Genomic DNA, 17,854 nt, shown 5'->3' with positions numbered 1-17,854 from the left:
GCCCACGCCCGTCTCCCGCCGCGGCCCGGTCCGCACTTTGATGGACGGATATGGGCACCACCGACGCTCCGGCGCCCCCCTCGACGCCGGCCAAGCTCACCCTGCCGACCCTCACCGCGATGGTCGTCGGCTCCATGGTCGGGGCCGGCGTCTTCTCGCTGCCCCGCCGCTTCTCCGAGGTCACCGGCGTCGCCGGGGCCCTGATCGCCTGGGCGATCGCCGGCGTCGGCATGCTGATGCTCGCCTTCGTCTTCCAGAACCTCGCCGTGCGCCGCCCCGACCTGGATGCCGGCGTCTACGCCTACGCCAAGGCCGGCTTCGGCCAGTACCTCGGCTTCTTCTCCGCCATCGGCTACTGGGCCAGCGCCTGCGTCGGCAACGTCACCTACTGGGTGCTGATCATGTCGACGATCGGCGCGATCGCCCCCGCCCTCGGCGAGGGCGACACCGCGCTGGCGATCGTCTGCTCCACGGCCGGGCTGTGGGCGTTCTTCTTCCTGGTGCGACGCGGCATCAAGGAGGCGGCGGCGATCAACCGGATCGTCACCGTCGCCAAGGTCATCCCGATCCTCGTCTTCATCGTCCTGGCGCTGTTCTTCCTCAAGCCGCACGTCTTCGCCGAGAACTTCCACGGCGCCGACTACGCCGGCTCCCTCTTCCACCAGGTCCGCGGCACCATGCTGGCCACCGTCTTCGTCTTTCTGGGCGTGGAGGGCGCCAGCGTCTACTCCCGCCACGCCCGGCGCCGCAAGGACGTCGGCCGCGCCACCGTGCTCGGCTTCGTCAGCGTCTTCTGCGTCTTCGCCTCGGTCACCGTGGTCTCCTACGGCATCATGCCGATGAGCGAGATCGCGAAGCTGCGGCAGCCCTCGATGGCCGGGGTGCTGGAGGAGGCGGTCGGCACCTGGGGCCGGGTCTTCGTCAGCGTCGGCCTGATCGTCTCCGTCCTCGGCGCCTATCTGGCCTGGACGCTGATGGCCGCCGAGGTGCTCTTCGTGGCCGCCGAGGACGACGACATGCCGCGCTTCCTGCGCCGTGCCAACGCCGCCGATGTGCCGGTGCCCGCGCTGCTGATGACCACCCTGCTCTCCCAGGTCGTGCTGATCGTCACCGCGTTCTCCGAGGACGCCTTCGACTTCGCCCTCGACCTCACCGGCGCGCTCAGCCTCATCCCCTTCCTGCTGGCGGCTGGATATGCGGTGATGGTCGCACTGGGCAGGGGCGGCGCCGGACCGTCGCCCGGCGCCGGGCGGGAGCTCGTGGTGAGCATCCTGGCCACCGTCTACACCGCGTTCCTGATCTACGCCGCCGGGCTGAAGTACCTGCTGGTGTCGCTGATCATCTACGCCCCGTCCACCGTGCTGTTCGCGATGGCGCGCCGCGAGCAGGGCCGCCGCCTGTTCTCCCCGGGCGAGCTGGTGGTCCTGGCCGTCTCGGCGGCCGGCGCGGTCGTCGGCGTCGTCGCCCTCGCCCTCGGCTGGATCAGCATCTGAGCATCCGAGAAGGAGCAGTCATGACCACAGGCACCAACGGCCCCGCCGCCGGTCCCGCGTCCGGCTACGGCGTCCACTCCGAGGTGGGCCGGCTGCGCAAGGTCCTGGTCTGCCGGCCCGGCCTCGCCCACCGCCGGCTCACCCCCACCAACGCCGACGAGCTGCTCTTCGACGACGTGATGTGGGTGGAGAACGCCCAGCGCGACCACGCCGACTTCGTCAACAAGCTGCGCTCCCGCGGCGTGGACGTCGTTGACCTGCACGACCTGCTCGCCGAGACGGTGACGCAGCCCGAGGCCCGCGGCTGGCTGCTGGACCGGAAGGTGATCCCCAACGAGGTCGGCCTCGGCCTCGTCGACGGCACCCGCGCCTTCCTGGAGAACCTGGCGCCCGCCGAACTCGCCGAGTACCTCATCGGCGGCCTCGCCACCGGCGACCTCCCGGAGGAGTACCGCTCCGGGCATCTGGCGCTCGCCCGCTCCACCTCGGACGCCCGCGAGTACCTGATGCCGCCGCTGCCCAACACCCTCTACACCCGCGACACCACCTGCTGGCTCTACGGCGGCCTCACCCTCAACCCGCTCTACTGGCCGGCCCGGCACGACGAGACGCTGCTGATGAAGGCCGTCTACACCTTCCACCCCGACTTCCGCGGCGCCACCGTGTGGTGGGGCGACCCCGAACTCGACTGGGGCCAGGCCACCTTCGAGGGCGGCGACATCATGCCGGTCGGCAACGGCGTGGTGCTGATGGGCATGAGCGAGCGCACCTCCCGGCAGGCCATCACCCAGGTCGCCGCCGCCCTCTTCGCCGCCGGCGCGGCCCGCCACGTGGTGGTCGCCGGCATGCCGCGGCTGCGCTCGGCGATGCACCTGGACACCGTCTTCACCTTCTCCGACCGGGACGTCGTCACGCTCTACCCGGCCATCATGGACGCGGTGCACACCTTCTCCCTGCACCCGGCCGACAAGGCGCCGGGCGTGGAGGTCGTCGACGAGGGCCGCGGCACCTTCACGCAGGTGGTGGCGACCTCCCTCGGCCTGGACCGGCTGCGGGTGGTGGAGACCGGCGGGGACGTCTACGCCTCCGAGCGGCAGCAGTGGGACAGCGGCAACAACGCGGTCGCCGTCGAGCCCGGCGTGGTCTTCACCTACGACCGCAACACCCAGACCAACACCCTGCTGCGCAAGGCCGGCGTCGAAGTGGTCACCATCGTCGGCGCCGAGCTCGGCCGCGGCCGCGGCGGCGGCCACTGCATGACCTGCCCCCTCGTCCGCGACCCCGTCGACTACTGAGCCCGCTCGGCAACCGCCCCGTACGCTGGGGCGGATGAGCGAACAGCAGACGCCCGACCCGCACCTGACGGTCCTGACGCAGGAGCAGGCCGACTTCCTGCGCGGCATCGCCGTCGGCGTGGTCAAGTACCAGAGCGGAGGGCTGCGGCCGACCACCGACGGCACCGCCGTCATCGACCACCGGGGGCGGCGGTATCCGCTGGTCAACCTCGCCCAGCGGATCCGCGGGCTGCCCCTCGACCAGTGGCCGGAGGAGGTCGCCCAGCACTTCGGGCGGATGCGGGCCGGCTCGCAGGGCGACGAGGGCCGCGAGGAGCTGCTGCGCGGCACCCGGCTGCGGCTGCTCGCCGCCGACGCGCTCCCGGACGGCGGCTTCCACTACACCCGCCCGGTCGCCGACGGGCTGATCGCCGCGCTCGCCCTGGACACCCCCACCACCGTCCGCATCCTCGACGACCCGGACGTCGAGCAGGGCGGCGGCGAGCAGCTGTGGGCGGCGGCCCGCGCCAACCTGCTGGCGGACCCGGTGGAGCGCAGCTGGGTGGCCGGCCCCACCGGAGCCCCGGCGCTGCTCTTCGCCGGCGAGAGCCTCTTCGTGGCGAGCCTGGCGCTGGTGCTGCCCGAGGCGATGCGGGCGGCCGGTGTCGAACTGCCCGAGGCCGGCGCGCTGCTGGCGATGCCCACCCGGCACCGCCTCGGCGTCCACCCGATCACCGACCACCTGGTGGTGGACGCCGTCAACGACCTGGGCGGCTATGCGCTCCACGAGTGCAACACCGGCCCCGGCTCGCTGACGCCCCGGCTCTACTGGTGGCGCCGCGGCGGCCTGGAGGCGATCACCGTGATCGACGAGGAGCGGCGCGAGCTGACGCAGCGTCCGCCCGAGCCGCTGCTGGACGTGATGCGCGCGCTCGCCGCCCGCACGGGGTGACGCGGCGGTCCCTCGGCGGGGCCGCCGCGCCGAAGGGCCGTCAGCCGTGCAGGTAGACGATGCCGAGCTTGGTCAGCTGCCATTGCTGGGTGCTCGCCCCGGTGGCGGGCTGCAGGGTGGCGACGGGGTTGCCGGAGGAGTCGGTGGCCGCGGAGGTGCCGAGGGTGGCGACCATGGACGGCGCGGCCGAGTCGGCGAGGGTGTAGCTGCCGCCGCCGGCCGGCTTCAGCAGCCAGTGCTGGTTGGCGCCGCCGTTGCAGCCCCACTGCTCCAGCTGCGTCCCCGCGGCGGTCGCCGCGCCGGAGGCGTCCAGGCACATGTTCCGGTTGCCGCTGAAGTCCAGCTCGTAGGTGCCGCCGGACTTCGCCTCGAGGACGAAGGACTGGTTGAGGCCGCCGTCCGCGCCGTAGGTGATCGCCTTGCGGCCGTCGGTGCTGTCGCCGTAGGAGCCGCCGCCGGAGATGTCCAGCACCTGGCCGTCGGCCTTGTTGGTCAGCTGGTACCAGGCGCCGTCCTCGGGGACGTCGCCGAAGGAGGCCGTCCCCGGTGTGAGCGGTTCGATCGTGGTGCCGTCCGCCTGGTCGAGGGTGCAGTACGCCTCCTGCTGCGCCGGCCGGCCGTAGAACGCGCCGAGGCAGGCGCCCTCCGCCCGGTAGCCGGCGACGCGCGGGTGGTAGCTCTGCCGCACCTCGTCCATGCACAGCCCCGGAAGGCTGCTCACCGCCTGGTCGCAGCCGTTGCGGGTGAGCTCACTGGTGTCGATGACGTCGCCGTTGATGTACTCGTACGGCGAGGTCGTCATCTCGGCGCAGACCTCGTGCCCGTAGGAGACCCGCCGCTGGTCGAGGAAGCGCACCCCGGGCACCGCCTCGGCGGCCGCCCGCTCGGTGTCGTCCAGCTGGGGCACCACCCAGTTGTGCGCCCAGGCGGCGTCCTCGGGGTAGCCGGGGCAGCCCTGCGCCACCTTGTCCGCGTAGGTGTTGCTGCGGATGTCGGGGGTGATCGGGGTGAAGTAGGAGTTGAGCACCAGCTGGTAGTCGGAGTCGGCGTAGCCGGCCGTCCGCATGGTCTGCCGGATGTCGGTGAGCGCCGCCTCCACCTTGGGCAGCACCGCCTTGGCGCGGGCGGTGATCGCCGCGCTGCCGATGGTGTCCCGGCAGCCCTGCGCCTGCGGGACGGGGAAGTAGGCGGCGAGGCAGGCCTCGACGATGCCGGTGAAGTCGAAGTCGTCGTTGGCGCCGATGGTGACCACGACCATCTTCACGTCGTACTGGGCGGCCTTCTGGGCGAGTTGGACGTCCTGCTTGGGCTCGCCGAAGTCGCCGCCGCCGGGTCCGGTGGTCTTCGCCAGCGTCGGATCGGACGTCAGGTCGCCGGTCTGGGCGCCCGAGCAGGCGAGGTCGATCGGGGTGACGCCGCTGATGCCGGTGTCGAAGACGACCGATTCGCTGTGCCGGTGGCAGAAGTTCTCGGGGCCGTCGGTCCCGGTCAGGTAGGCGTCGTCGGTGTCCGTGCCGGCGCCCTCACCGGAGATGGCGCTGTCCCCGAGCGCGACGATCGCGGCCGGCCGGCTGTCGAGCGGCCGCGCCGCGGAGGCGGCCGCCGGCGCGGCGGGCGTCCACGCCCCCAGCAGTGCCGCCCCGGCGAGGGCGGCGAGGGCCGAGCGGGCCCATAAGTGTCTGATCACCTGGGACTCCTGTGTCCGGGCGGGAGGGTCGGCACCGAGGTTAGCTACCGTTCGGTAACCCAACAAGCGTCCGGACCGGCCATTCTGACGGGGACACAACATTCCCGGCCCCGAAGCGTCTCGGGACCGGGACCGGGAACGAGAACGGCGGACGCGGCGAACGCGTCCGATCGGGGCGCTAGTTGTGCCCGAACTTCTTGCCCTTGTGGTGCTTGCGCTGCGCGTGCATCGCGCTCTGCTCCGCCTTGTCCTGCGCGGAGGACGCGGCCATCGCGCGCTCCTTGTCGGACCCGGACTCGGCCGCGCTGCGCGCGCGGTCGCCCGGCTTGTCGGCGTCGGGCTTCGAACCGCCCATCGTGACTCCTCCTCGGGAATCGGCGTGGGCCCCGCTGCTTGTCGCCCCCCTCGGGGCCGAAGCCAGGCTCACACGCCCCGCGGAGCGCCGCATTCCGGATGGGTCACAACGGGTGGGCCGCCCCCGTCGAACCGCGCACCACCAGCTCCGGCTGGAAGACGAACTCCGCGCGCTGCGCCGGGTTTCCGCCGATCTCCTCCAGCAACGCCGCCACCGCGGCCCGGCTCATCGCCTCCACCGGCTGACGCATCGTCGTCAGCGGCGGATCCGCGAACGCGATCAGCGGCGAGTCGTCGAACCCCACCACCGACACCTGGCGCGGCACCTCCAGGCCCCGCCCCCGCGCCTCCCGCACCGCCCCGAACGCCATCAGGTCGCTGCCGCACACCAGCGCCGTGCACCCCTTGTCCAGCAGCACCGCGGCCGCCGCCCGGCCGCCCTCCACCGAGAACAGCGAGTGCGCGACGAGCGCCCGCGCCTCCGTCTCGTCCAGACCCCGGTACTCGCCCAGCGCCGCCACAAAGCCCTCGATCTTGCGCGCCGCCGGGACGAACCGCGCCGGCCCCACCGCCAGCCCGATCCGCTCGTGCCCCAGCTCCGCCAGATGCTGCACCGCCATGACCGCCGACGCCCGGTCGTCCGCCGACACAAAGGGCGCCGCGATCCGCTCCGAATAGCCGTTGACCAGCACGAACGGCACGCCCAGCCCGGTCAGCCGGGCATAGCGCTCCGGATCCGCTGTCAGATCCGCGTGCAGCCCGGAGACGAAGACGATCCCCGTCACCCCGCGCTCCACCAGCAGCTCCACCAGCTCGTCCTCGGTGTTGCCGCCCGGCGACTGGGTGCACAGCACCGGCGTGTAGCCGCGCCCCACCAGCACCTGCTCGATGGCCTGCGCGAACGCCGGGAAGATCGGATTGCCCAACTCGGGGACGATCAGGCCGATCAGGCCCGCGCTGCGGCGCCGCAGCTTCACCGGACGCTCGTAGCCGAGCACGTCCAGGGCGGCGAGCACCGCCTGGCGGGTGGTGGCCGAGACCCCCGACTTGCCGTTGAGCACCCGGCTGACGGTGGCCTCGCTCACCCCCGCCTGCGCGGCGATGTCGGAGAGTCGAGGGGTGGTCACACGCGAACTCTAGCGGCGGCCCGGCCCCCGCCGGAGCCCGTCAGCCCCCGAACTCCTGCGCCGACTTCTGCGCCTGCTCCAGCAGCATCCGCCGGCCGGCCAGGTCCTTCTCCAGCTTTCCGGCCTTCGCCTCGTTGCCCGCCGCGCGGGCCTTGGCGATCTCGCCCTCCAGCTTCTCCACCGCGTCCTGCAGCTGCCCCGCCAGCCCCGTGGCACGCGCCCGCGCCTCCGGGTTGGTGCGCCGCCACTCGGCCTCCTCGGCGTCCCGGATCGCCCGGTCCACCGCGGCCAGCCGGCCCTCCAGGCGCGGCCGGGCGTCCCGCGGCACATGGCCCAGGTCCTCCCAGCGCTCGCCGAGCGCCAGGAACGCCGCCCGCGCCGCCTTGACGTCCGAGATCGGCAGCAGCGCCTCCGCCTCGTCGGCGAGCGCCTCCTTCGCCGTCTGGTTGTCCTTCAGCGCCGCGTCGCGCTCCGCGAAGACCCCCGACCGGGCAGCAAAGAAGACGTCCTGCGCGGCCCGGAAGCGCGCCCACAGGTCGTCCTCGGCGTCCCGCTGGGCGCGGCCCGCCGCCTTCCACTCCGCCATCAGGTCCCGGTAGCGCTGCGCCGTCGGACCCCAGTCCGACGACTCCTGCAGCGCCTCCGCCTCGGCGATCAGCTTCTCCTTCGTCACCCGCGCCTGCTCCCGCTGCGCGTCCAGGCTCGCGAAGTGCGCCTTGCGGCGCTTGGAGAACGCCGAGCGGGCGTGCGAGAAGCGGTGCCAAAGCTCGTCGTCGGTCCTGCGGTCCAGCCGGGGCAGCGCCTTCCAGGCGTCCACCAGCTCCCGCAGCCGCTCCCCGGCCTGCCGCCAGGACTGCGACTCGGCCAGCTCCTCGGCCTCCGCGACGATCGACTCCTTGCCGACCCGCGCCTCGTCGTGCGCCCGCACCCGCGCCTGCTTGCGCTCCTCGCGGCGCACCGCCACCTGCTCGGTCAGCGCGTCCAGCCGCTTCACCAGCGCGTCGAGATCGCCGACCGCATGGGCGTCGACGACCTGCTCGCGCAGATGGCCGACCGCCGTCTCCGCGTCCTTCGGGGCCAGATCCGTGGTGCGCACGCGCCGCTCGAGCAGGTCGATCTCCACGACCAGCCCGTCGTACTTGCGGCGGAAGTACGACAACGCCTCGTCGGGCGACCCGGCCTGCCAGGAACCGACGACGCGCTCGCCCTCCGCGGTCCGCACATAGACGGTGCCGTCCTCGTCCACGCGTCCCCAGGGGTCGCTGCTCACGCCGCTCACGCTGCCTCCACTGAGATGTGCCGAGCGCGGCGCCCCCGCCGGCCGCTCGGACATCCTCCACGGTCTCGATGTCCGGTGCTTTCCCCGCCCGGACACTACACAACAGAACATAGGCGACCCGCGGTGCGCCTGTCCGCCGTCGGAGGGTCGTACCACCGCGTCCGAGGCGCAACCGTTACCGGCCCGACACGGCCAGCGCCGACAGCACGCCGGCCACCAGGACCACCACCACACCGGCCGCCACCGCAGACGCCCGCACGCGGGCGCGCCGCGCCCGCGCGCGGCGCCGTCCCGCCTGCCGCTCGCGCTTCTCGCGCGCCAACTGCCGCCGCCGCTGCTGCTTCGTCACCATCACGGGGGACCTCCCGAGAAACTCGACACCCGCTCTTACGGGGAACAGGTTCGCGCAAGGCGGGCCGCCGCCGGTACCCTCGGCAGGTCAGCCGCCGGACTTCTGAAGGACGAACGTGTTCATCGCCGGGTTCCCCGCCGGGGCCTGGGGCACCAACACCTACGTGGTAGCCCCTGCCCAGGGCGAAGAATGCGTCATCGTCGACCCCGGCCAGGACGCCGCCGACGGCATCGAGGAACTGCTGCGCGAGCACCGGCTCAAGCCCGTCGCCGTCCTGCTCACCCACGGCCACGTCGACCACACCTGGTCCGTGCTGCCGGTCTGCGGTGCGCACGACGTCCCCGCGCTCATCCACCCCGACGACCGCGAGATGCTCGCCGACCCCGCGAAGGGCCTCGGCGAGATGGTGGGGAAGCAGCTGCTGGGCGGCCTCACCTTCGGCGAGCCGGACGACGTCCGCGAGCTCACCGACGGCGCCCGCCTCACCCTCGCCGGCCTCGACCTCACCGTCGACCACGCCCCCGGCCATACCAGGGGGTCGGTGACTTTCCGGACGCCCGCCGCCGGCGACATCCCGCCGGTCATGTTCTCGGGCGACCTGCTGTTCGCCGGCTCCATCGGACGCACGGACCTGCCCGGCGGCGACCACGCCGAGATCCTCCGCTCCCTCGGCCGGGTGTGCCTGGCCCGCGAGGACGAGACGGTCGTCCTGCCCGGACACGGTTCGCAGACCACCATCGGCCGTGAACGCGCCACCAATCCGTTCCTGCAGCAGGTTGCGGACGGCGCTCGACGAGGAATGTGACTGACACTCAAGTGAGCACCTTTTCCGCCCCCAAGGGCATCCCGGAGTACTACCCGCCCGCGTCCTCCGCGTTCCTGCACGTGCGCGAGGGCCTGGCGGCGCCGGCCCGGCGAGCCGGCTACGGCTACATCGACCTGCCGATGTTCGAGGAGACCGAGCTCTTCGCCCGCGGCGTCGGCGAGTCCACCGACGTCGTCAGCAAGGAGATGTACACCTTCGCCGACCGCGGCGGACGGTCGGTCACCCTGCGCCCCGAAGGCACCGCCGGGGTCGTCCGCTCCGTGCTGGAGCACAACATGCACCGGGGCCAACTGCCCGTCAAACTCTGGTACGCGGGCCCGTTCTTCCGCTACGAGCGGCCCCAGGCCGGCCGCTACCGGCAGCTCCAGCAGGTCGGCGTCGAGGCCCTGGGCAGCGAGGACCCCGCCCTCGACGCCGAGGTCATCACCATCGCCTGGGACGGCTACACCTCCCTCGGGCTCACCGGGATGCGCCTGGACCTCAACTCCCTGGGCTGCCGCGAGTGCCGCCCGGCCTACCGCGCCGCCCTCCAGGAGTTCCTGCGCGCCCTCGACCTCGACGAGCCCACCCGCAAGCGCATCGAGATCAACCCGCTGCGCGTGCTCGACGACAAGCGCCCCGAGGTGCAGGCCAAGGTCGCCGACGCGCCGCTGATCACCGATCACCTCTGCGGCGCCTGCAAGGACCACTTCGACACGGTCCGCGCCCTGCTGGACGACACGGGCGTCGCCTACACCGTCAACCCGCGGCTGGTGCGCGGCCTCGACTACTACTCCCGCACCACCTTCGAGTTCGTCCACGAGGGGCTCGGCGCGCAGTCCGGCATCGGCGGCGGCGGACGCTATGACGGCCTCAGCGAGATGATCGGCGGCCCGAACCTGCCCGGCATCGGTTTCGGCCTCGGCGTCGACCGCACCCTGCTGGCCCTGGAGGCCGAGGGCGTCCCCCTCGACCTGCCCAGCGCCTGCCAGGTGTACGCCGTGCCGCTCGGGGACGACGCCCACGGCCGCGTCTACGCCCTCGTCACCGAGCTGCGCCGGTCCGGGGTCGCCACCGACATGGCGTTCGGCGGCCGCGGCGTCAAGGGCGCGATGAAGGCCGCCGACCGCTCCGGCGCGCGGTTCGCCGTCGTCCTCGGCGACCGGGACCTCGCCGAAGGCGTCGCCCAGCTCAAGGACCTGACGACGGGCGACCAGACGCCCGTCGCGCTCGATGCCCTCGTCACCACCATCAAGGAGAAGCTGCAGTGATCCGCACCCATGAGGCCGGCACCCTCCGCAAGGAGCACGCCGGCGAGACCGTGACACTGGCCGGCTGGGTCGCCCGGCGCCGGGACCACGGCGGGGTGGCGTTCATCGATCTGCGGGACGGCTCCGGCACCGTCCAGGTCGTCTTCCGCGACCTGGAGGACGCGGGGCGGCTGCGCAGCGAGTTCTGCGTCAAGATCGTCGGCGATGTGCGGGTGCGCCCCGAGGGCAACGAGAACCTCGAGATCCCCACCGGGGAGGTCGAGGTCGTCGTCAGCGACCTGACGGTGCTCTCCGAGTCCGCCCCGCTGCCGTTCCCGATCGCCGAGTACGAGCCGGGCAGCGTCAACGAGGAGGTCCGCCTCAAGTACCGCTACCTCGACCTGCGCCGCGAGGGACCGGCGAAGGCGCTGCGGCTGCGCTCGCGGGTCAACCACCTGATCCGCGAGGTGATGGAGGAGAACGACTTCCTCGACATCGAGACGCCCGACCTCACCCGCTCCACCCCCGAGGGCGCCCGCGACTTCCTCGTCCCGGTCCGGCTGCAGCCCGGCACCTGGTACGCACTGCCGCAGTCCCCGCAGCTGTTCAAGCAGCTGCTGATGGTCGCCGGCATGGAGCGCTACTACCAGATCGCCCGCTGCTTCCGCGACGAGGACTTCCGCGCCGACCGGCAGCCGGAGTTCACCCAGCTGGACGTCGAGATGTCCTTCGCCGACGCGGCGGACATCCAGGCGCTCACCGAGAAGGTGCTCGCCCGGGTCTGGAAGGACGTCCACGGCGTCGACCTCCCGCTGCCGCTGCCCCGGATGACCTGGGCCGACGCGATGTCCCGCTACGGCTCCGACAAGCCGGACCTGCGCTTCGGGCAGGAACTGGTCGACCTGACCGGCTACTTCGAGGGCACCTCCTTCCGCGTCTTCCAGGCCGAGCACGTGGGCGCGGTCGTCATGCCGGGCGGCGCGAAGCAGACCCGCAAGGAGCTGGACGGCTGGCAGGACTGGGCGCGCCAGCGCGGCGCCAAGGGCCTCGCCTACGTCCTGGTGGACGCCGAGACGGGCGAGCTGCGCGGCCCCGTCGCCAAGAACCTCTCCCAGGAGCACCTGGACGGGCTCGTCGCCGCGACCGGCGCCGCCAAGGGCGACGCGATCTTCTTCGCGGCCGGCAAGCGGACGGCGTCGCTGGAGCTGCTGGGCGCGGCCCGGCTGGAGATCGGCGCGCGCTGCGGGCTGATCGACGAGGCCGCTTGGAAGTTCCTGTGGGTGGTGGACTTCCCGATGTTCGAGCCGCTGGAGGACGAGAAGGGCAACTTCGCGGGCTGGCACGCGATGCACCACCCCTTCACCTCGCCGACGGCCGAGTGGCTGGACCGCTTCGAGAAGGACCCGGGCAACGCGATCTCCGACGCCTACGACATCGTCCTCAACGGCAGCGAGATCGGCGGCGGTTCGATCCGTATCCACACCCGGGACGTGCAGCAGCGCGCCTTCGAGGCGATCGGGCTCTCCGAGGAGGAGGCGCAGTCGAAGTTCGGCTTCCTGCTGGAGGCCTTCAACTTCGGCCCGCCCCCGCACGGCGGCATCGCCCTCGGCGTCGACCGCCTGGTGACGCTGCTGGGCGGTCTGGACACGATCCGGGACGTCATCGCCTTCCCGAAGACCAGCACCGGCGGCGACCCGCTGACCGGGGCGCCGACGCCCATCACCCCGCAGCAGCGCCGCGAGGCGGGCATCGACGCCAAGCCCAAGTCGGAGGAGAAGGCGGAGGGCTGACGGCGCGGCGCAGGCGGGGGCGGAGACGCCCCCGCCTGCGTGCTAGCGGCTCACGGGGGCGGCCCGGGCTCGAAGCGGTAGAGCGACTGCTCCCACGCCGGGTCGTCCGGCCAGAGGTAGCTGACCCCGCCCGCCGCCGGGCGGTAGTGGGCGGCATAGAGCGTGCCGCCCCAGTCGCCCAGCGGGACGTGCACCGGCGGGGCGAGCAGTGCCGCGCGCACCGCCTCCGGCTCGGACTTCGCCGCGCGGATCGCGGCGATCCGCGCGCCCGTGCGCGTCCCCTCCTCCTGCGCCGGCGGCACCGGCAGGTGCTGGTGGTTGGCCGCGCAGGCGTCCTCCGCGAGGACCGGCGCGTCCAGGTCGGGGCCGACGAAGACCGTCGCCGCCCGCTCCCCGTCCACCAGCGTGATGTTCTGCGCGGAGGCGATCGGCATCCCCCGCAGCGCGGCCAGCGCCTCCCCGACCGTCCCGCAGGTCTCCAGCAGATACCGCTGCACCAGCAGGATCGACAGCCCCTCGCCGAGCACCTGCCGGCCGCCGAAGGTCAGCGAGAGCGCCAGCCCGTCGCCGTTCATGCCGTCCAGCAGCCCCCACACCACCTCGCTCATGCCGAGCACCGGCCGCAGGAAGCCGCTGCGCAGCACCGCGCCCGAGCACTCGTCCGGCGGGAAGTCGTAGTTGCGCAGCAGCTCGCCGCCGACCGCCCGCTGGGTGCAGGCGAAGAGCGACGCCGGGGGGCGCACCGCGTCGGCGAGCAGCTCCGCCGCGTGCGGGCGGTCCATCGCCGCGGCGAGCCGCTCCAGCTCCGGGACCAGCTCCGGCAGGTGACGGTCCACCAGCCGGCGGACCGCCGGGGCCTTCTCCAGGTCCAGCGACCCCTCCAGGGCGTCGTACTGGGCGCGGGCCCAGCGCGTCCAGCGCTCGTCGCGGCCGTCGCCCAGGTCGTGGGCGCGGAAGTCGACGGGCGGCCTCATGCCGCCCCGCCCTCGGCGTCGGCGAGCGGCTGCTGGATCTCCGTCACCCACTCGTCCATGTCCTCGGGGATGTCCAGGTTGACCTCGCGGGGAAAGCCCACGCCCTTGCCGCCGCCGGCGTCCAGCCAGTGGGCGAGCGTCTGGAAGGCGGGCATCATCTGCTGGACGTGGCCGTGGTGGACGACGGTCGCGGCGCGCGCCACCGCCGGGAGCACGACGACCTCGAACCCGGCGTCCGCGGGCACCTGCTGGTCGCCGATGGGCATGCAGGCGTGGACGACGAAGGGGTGGTCCCCGCCGGGCGTCTCCTCGTAGGTGGCGATCGCCGGGCCGCGGAAGCCGGCCCCGGCGGCCGCGATCCGGTCGCACAGCTGCTGGAAGAGCGGGCCGAGGACGGGGCCGATGAACTGGCTCTCCATGTCCTGGATCCCCGCGGTGAGCCGGGCCACCCGCTCCGCGGGCAGGCTCTTGACGACGACGTCGTTGACGGGCATGAGCCCCTCGCTCTCGATGATGCGGAGACGTCCCTCGACCTCCTGCAGCCGCGCCGTGGTCGCGGCCGCCTCGGCGGCCAGCTGGGCGCGGCGCAGCCGGAGCATGCCGCGCAGCTCCTCGGCGCCCACCTTGGCGTCCACGATCTCCCGCACCTGCTCCAGCGTGAAGCCGAGCGCCTTGAGGGCGACGATCCGGTTCAGGCGGGCGAGCTGGGCGGCCTCGTAGAAGCGGTAGCCGGTGCGGTCGTCCACGAGGGCGGGCCGCAGCAGGCCGAGGGCGTCGTAGTGGCGCAGCATGCGGACGCTGACGCGTCCGTGCCGGGCGAACTCTCCGATGGCGAACATGATGCCTCCACGAAACGGCCTCACACAGTGTGAGAGTCAAGCCTGGGCCGACGACGGCGCCCCGCGGGGCCGGGCCCCGGTCCGTCAGTCTCCCAGCAGCCCCAGCGTGAACGCCTTGGCCACCGCCGACGCGCGGTCGGCCACGTCCAGCTTCCCGAAGACGCGCAGCAGGTGCGTCTTCACCGTCGACTCCCCGATGTACAGCCGCCGGCCGATCTCCCCGTTGGTGCAGCCCGCGGCGACCAGCCGGAGCACCTCCAGCTCCCGCGCGCTCAGCCGCGGCCGCTCCGCCGAGCCGCCGCGCAGCCGGGTCACCAGCGCCCCCGCCACCGAGGGCGCCAGCACCGTCTCGCCGCGGGCGGCGGCCCGCACCGCGTCGGCGAGCTCCGCGCGGGAGGCATCCTTCAGCAGGTAGCCGGCCGCGCCGGCCTCCACCGCCCGCAGGATGTCGCGGTCGGTCTCGTAGGTCGTCAGCACCACCACGCGCAGCCCCGGGTGGGCCGCCAGCAGCGCCTCCGTCGCCTGCACCCCGTCGCCGCCGGGCATCCGCAGGTCCATCAGCACGATCTGCGGCAGCTCGCCGGCCGCCGCGCACACCTCCAGGGCCTCGGCGCCGGACGACGCCTCCGCGACCACCCGCAGGTCCGGTTCGGCGGCGAGCATGCCGCGCAGGCCCTCGCGCACCACCGGGTGATCGTCCACCAGCATGATCCGAATCGTCATCGGGACGCCGCCTCCAGGAGCACCTCGACCGTGGTGCCCTCGCCCGGCACGCTCCGCACCTCCGCACGTCCCCCCGTCTCCGCGGCCCGTGCCCGCATCCCGGGCAGGCCGTAGCCCGGCCGGTAGGCGGACGGGTCGAAGCCGCAGCCGTCGTCCGCGACGACCAGCCGGAGCCCCCCGTGCTCCGGATAGCCGAGCCGCACCCGCACCGAGCGGGCCCCCGCGGCGTGCTTGCGGACATTGGCCAGCGCCTCCTGGCAGGCCCGCAGCGCCACCACCGCGGTGACCGGGGGGAGGGGCCGCGTCGCCCCCTCCACCGCCACGGACACCTCCGCCCCGGTCTCGTCGGCGAGCCGCGCCCCCAGGCGACGCACCGCCTCCTCGAGGGAGTCCTCCTCGAGCCGGGCCGGGGTCATCGCGGCCACCAGGTCGCGCGCCTCGGCCAGGTTCTCCCGGGCGGTGGCGTCCATGAGCTTCGCATGGCGCCGCGCCCCGGCCGTGTTGCCCGACTCCAGTTCCACGTCCACCGCCTGAGCGAGCATCAGCAGGCTGGTGAACCCCTGGGCCAGGGTGTCGTGGATCTCGCGGGCCAGCCGCTCCCGCTCCTTGAGCGCCCCCTGCGCGGCGGAGAGCCGGGCCACCTCGGCGCGGCTGCTGCGCAGTTCGTCCAGGAGGCGGCGCTGGGCCTCGCTCTGCTCGATGATCTTCTCGATCCAGGTGCCGAAGACGATCGAGAAGGCGCAGTCCAGCACCACCATCGCGGAGAGCCCGACCGCGGTCGGCGCGTCCACCTGGAGCAGCACCAGCCAGCCGATCAGCGGCAGGCCGTTGGCGGCGAAGACGGCCACCAGCGACCACGGCTTCTGCAGCAGGATGAAGCACTGCGGGATGATCGCGAAGAGCGCCACCGAGGACGTCGGCGTCGCCACCGCGGCCGGGATGAACAGCACGATCACCGCGGTGAGGTAGAGCCGTGCGGCGGTGCTGTCGTGCCCGGCCTCGCCGCGGGCCATCGCCGGGCGGCCGACGAGCAGGTAGAGGGGGACGAGCGGCACCAGCAGCGCGGCGGAGACGACCCGGGTGGTGGTCGGCGGGCACAGCAGATAGGCGATCGTGGCCGCCAGGGCGAGCCCGTAGTACCAGTCCCAGCGCCGCAGGGTGGGCACCAGGCCGGTGCCGTCCCTGCCCGTCCTCACGGAATCCACCGCCGTCCCCCTCATCGCTCAGCCGTCCCGCCGGGTCTTCCACCGGAAGGTGGTGAGGCAGAGCAGCAGCCCGACGACGCACCACGCGCCGAGCACCATCGCGATTCTGCCGTACTCCCAGGCGTGCGCGGCCTCCAGCGACTTGGCGGCGTCCGGCAGGAAGACCCCGCGGAAGCCCTGCGCCATCCACTTCAGCGGGAACCACGCCCCGACCGCCAGCAGGCCCTTGGGGATGGTGTTGACGGCGATGTAGATGCCGGAGATGAACTGCAGCACCAGGAACGGCAGCTGGATCACCGGGGCGGCGCTCTTGGCGTTCCGCGGCACGCTGCTGGCCGCGATCCCGGTGAGCGTGCAGGCCGTCAGCCCCAGCAGGAACACCCAGGCGAAGTCGAACCACTTCAACGCCGAGCCGGGCAGGTGCAGATGGTAGAAGGAGACGCCGACGATCAGCAGCACCACCGTCTCGGAGACGCCGGTGACGAGCACCAGCAGCACCTTGCCGATGAAGTAGGAGGCGCGCGGCATCGGCATCCCGCGCAGCCGGCGCAGCGTCCCCTCGTCGCGCTCCTGGGCGATGCCGATGGCCAGCGAGCTGAAGCTGGTGGTCATCAGCCCGGCGGCGATCATCGCCGCCACGTACAGCTGGGAGACGGTGACGCCGCCGGCGTCCGGGATGCGGTCCTTGAAGATGGTCGCGAAGAGCACCATCAGCACCGCGGGCAGCGCGAAGTTGAAGACCACCGCGTCGCGGGCGCGGAAGAACTGCTTGATCTCGATGCCGCCGCGGGCCAGGCCCAGGCGGAGCGTGCCGGGCGCGCGCACCGGACGGGCCAGCGCGGCGGGGGCGGACTCGGTGATGGTCATGACGGCCGCTCCTCGCTGCCTTCGGTGCCGCGGATCAGGTCCAGGTAGACGTCCTCCAGCGAGGGCCGGGTGACGGTGAGTTCGGGCACCTCGCCGGAGAACCGCCGGCCGAGCGCGGCGACCGTGCCGGTGGGGGAGTCGGTGCGCAGCTCGTGGCGCCCCTCGTCGTCCGTCCAGGCGACGGTGGCGGTCTTGCCGGCCCGGCCGGCGAGCGAGGACGGCGCGCCCTCGGCGATCACCCGGCCGCGGGCGATCACCGCGAGCCGCCCGGCGAGCGCCTCCACCTCGTCGAGGTAGTGGGAGGTGAGCAGGATGGTGGTGCCGTCCCGGGCGAGCAGCCGGATCAGGTCCCAGAACTGCCGGCGGGCCGCCGGGTCGAAGCCGGTGGTGGGCTCGTCCAGGAAGAGCAGCTCGGGGCGGCCGACGACGCCCAGCGCCACGTCGACGCGGCGGCGCTGCCCGCCGGAGAGCGCGGTGATCCGCGCGTCGGCCTTCTCGGAGAGCCCGACCAGCTCGATGACCTCGTCGGGGTCGCGGGGCGCGGGGTAGTAGCGGGCGAAGTGGCGGACGGTCTCACGGACCGTCAGCTCGCCGGGGGCGACGTCGTTCTGCCAGACGATGCCGATCCGCGAGCGCCAGGGGCGGTCCGGGCGGCCGGGGTCGCGGCCGAGGACCGCGACCTCGCCGGCGTCGCGGGTGCGGTGGCCCTCCAGGATCTCCACGGTGGTCGACTTCCCGGCGCCGTTCGGGCCGAGCAGCCCGAACACCTCCCCGGTGCTGATGGTCAGGTCGAGGCCGTCGACGGCGGGATTCCCCCCGTACGCCTTGCGCAGGCCCCGTACGTGCACGGCGTTGTCGTTCATGGCTACGACGATGCCCGCAC

At 73.1% G+C, this 17,854-nt stretch carries 17 protein-coding genes; 6 read left to right on the top strand and 11 right to left on the bottom strand.

All coding sequences use genetic code 11. From position 1 onward, the window contains the following. Window positions 1-50 precede the first annotated feature (50 nt). Genes BIV57_RS02455 through BIV57_RS02445 form a run of 3 tightly spaced genes read left to right on the top strand, consistent with a single transcriptional unit; the run spans window position 51 to window position 3,719 of the window. Window positions 51-1,493 (top strand): basic amino acid/polyamine antiporter, encoded by a 1,443-nt coding sequence (locus tag BIV57_RS02455; RefSeq protein ID WP_071654932.1) that lies wholly within the window; start codon window positions 51-53, stop codon window positions 1,491-1,493. A 20-nt stretch (window positions 1,494-1,513) separates the two neighbouring features. Beyond that, a complete protein-coding gene (locus BIV57_RS02450) occupies window positions 1,514-2,788 on the top strand; it encodes an arginine deiminase (RefSeq protein WP_071654931.1) in 1,275 nt (424 codons plus the stop codon). Window positions 2,789-2,822: 34 nt separating this feature from the next. After that, window positions 2,823-3,719 carry a hypothetical protein gene (locus tag BIV57_RS02445; RefSeq protein ID WP_071654930.1) on the top strand — a complete coding sequence of 299 codons (897 nt, stop codon included), beginning with the start codon at window positions 2,823-2,825 and terminating at the stop codon, window positions 3,717-3,719. Between the two features lie 40 nt (window positions 3,720-3,759). Here the strand turns inward: BIV57_RS02445 and BIV57_RS02440 are convergent, their stop codons facing one another. The 5 genes from BIV57_RS02440 to BIV57_RS24455 all read right to left on the bottom strand — a co-directional run bounded on the left by BIV57_RS02440 (window position 3,760) and on the right by BIV57_RS24455 (window position 8,521). Beyond that, entirely contained in the window at window positions 3,760-5,406 is a 1,647-nt protein-coding gene (locus BIV57_RS02440) for an RICIN domain-containing protein (RefSeq protein ID WP_245797389.1), read from the bottom strand. A gap of 178 nt (window positions 5,407-5,584) precedes the next feature. After that, a complete protein-coding gene (locus BIV57_RS24845) occupies window positions 5,585-5,761 on the bottom strand; it encodes a hypothetical protein (RefSeq protein WP_175548636.1) in 177 nt (58 codons plus the stop codon). Window positions 5,762-5,864: 103 nt separating this feature from the next. Continuing rightward, window positions 5,865-6,887, bottom strand: a complete 1,023-nt coding sequence (locus BIV57_RS02435; protein WP_071654929.1) for a LacI family DNA-binding transcriptional regulator — start codon at window positions 6,885-6,887, stop codon at window positions 5,865-5,867. Window positions 6,888-6,927: 40 nt separating this feature from the next. Then, window positions 6,928-8,157, bottom strand: coding sequence for a DUF349 domain-containing protein (locus BIV57_RS02430; protein ID WP_071654961.1), 1,230 nt, complete (start codon window positions 8,155-8,157; stop codon window positions 6,928-6,930). Window positions 8,158-8,341: 184 nt separating this feature from the next. Then, complete coding sequence (locus BIV57_RS24455; protein WP_139275406.1) at window positions 8,342-8,521, bottom strand: hypothetical protein; 180 nt, start codon at window positions 8,519-8,521, stop codon at window positions 8,342-8,344. A 112-nt stretch (window positions 8,522-8,633) separates the two neighbouring features. Between BIV57_RS24455 and BIV57_RS02425 the strand changes: the two genes are divergently transcribed. The 3 genes from BIV57_RS02425 to aspS are packed head-to-tail and all read left to right on the top strand — an operon-like array spanning window position 8,634 to window position 12,363. Beyond that, window positions 8,634-9,323 carry an MBL fold metallo-hydrolase gene (locus BIV57_RS02425; protein ID WP_071654928.1) on the top strand — a complete coding sequence of 230 codons (690 nt, stop codon included), beginning with the start codon at window positions 8,634-8,636 and terminating at the stop codon, window positions 9,321-9,323. Between the two features lie 11 nt (window positions 9,324-9,334). Continuing rightward, a complete protein-coding gene (hisS, locus tag BIV57_RS02420; RefSeq protein WP_071654927.1) occupies window positions 9,335-10,594 on the top strand; it encodes a histidine--tRNA ligase in 1,260 nt (419 codons plus the stop codon). Then, window positions 10,591-12,363 (top strand): aspartate--tRNA ligase, encoded by a 1,773-nt coding sequence (gene aspS, locus BIV57_RS02415; RefSeq protein ID WP_071654926.1) that lies wholly within the window; start codon window positions 10,591-10,593, stop codon window positions 12,361-12,363. Before hisS ends, aspS begins: the two co-directional genes overlap by 4 nt. Window positions 12,364-12,413: 50 nt before the next feature. On the opposite strand, the gene BIV57_RS02410 is transcribed toward aspS, so the two are convergent. From BIV57_RS02410 to BIV57_RS02385, 6 genes are all read right to left on the bottom strand, one after another. Then, complete coding sequence (locus BIV57_RS02410; RefSeq protein WP_071654925.1) at window positions 12,414-13,337, bottom strand: C45 family autoproteolytic acyltransferase/hydrolase; 924 nt, start codon at window positions 13,335-13,337, stop codon at window positions 12,414-12,416. Continuing rightward, window positions 13,334-14,176 carry a MerR family transcriptional regulator gene (locus tag BIV57_RS02405; protein WP_071654924.1) on the bottom strand — a complete coding sequence of 281 codons (843 nt, stop codon included), beginning with the start codon at window positions 14,174-14,176 and terminating at the stop codon, window positions 13,334-13,336. The genes BIV57_RS02410 and BIV57_RS02405 overlap by 4 nt, the downstream gene beginning before the upstream one ends. A gap of 84 nt (window positions 14,177-14,260) precedes the next feature. Next, window positions 14,261-14,899 (bottom strand): response regulator, encoded by a 639-nt coding sequence (locus BIV57_RS02400; protein ID WP_071654923.1) that lies wholly within the window; start codon window positions 14,897-14,899, stop codon window positions 14,261-14,263. Then, window positions 14,896-16,095, bottom strand: a complete 1,200-nt coding sequence (locus tag BIV57_RS02395; RefSeq protein ID WP_245797388.1) for a sensor histidine kinase — start codon at window positions 16,093-16,095, stop codon at window positions 14,896-14,898. The genes BIV57_RS02400 and BIV57_RS02395 overlap by 4 nt, the downstream gene beginning before the upstream one ends. 27 nt (window positions 16,096-16,122) lie before the next feature. Then, the gene (locus BIV57_RS02390) at window positions 16,123-16,971 is read right to left on the bottom strand and encodes an ABC transporter permease (protein ID WP_071654921.1); all 849 of its coding nucleotides are present in this window, start codon (window positions 16,969-16,971) and stop codon (window positions 16,123-16,125) included. Further along, window positions 16,968-17,834, bottom strand: a complete 867-nt coding sequence (locus BIV57_RS02385) for an ABC transporter ATP-binding protein (RefSeq protein ID WP_071654920.1) — start codon at window positions 17,832-17,834, stop codon at window positions 16,968-16,970. The genes BIV57_RS02390 and BIV57_RS02385 overlap by 4 nt, the downstream gene beginning before the upstream one ends. Window positions 17,835-17,854 lie beyond the last annotated feature (20 nt).

It is taken from the genome of Mangrovactinospora gilvigrisea (assembly GCF_001879105.1).
In the GTDB taxonomy this organism is placed as follows: domain Bacteria; phylum Actinomycetota; class Actinomycetes; order Streptomycetales; family Streptomycetaceae; genus Mangrovactinospora; species Mangrovactinospora gilvigrisea.
The sequence above is the reverse complement of the archived record's forward strand: the minus strand, read 5'-3'. Positions and strand labels throughout refer to the sequence as shown.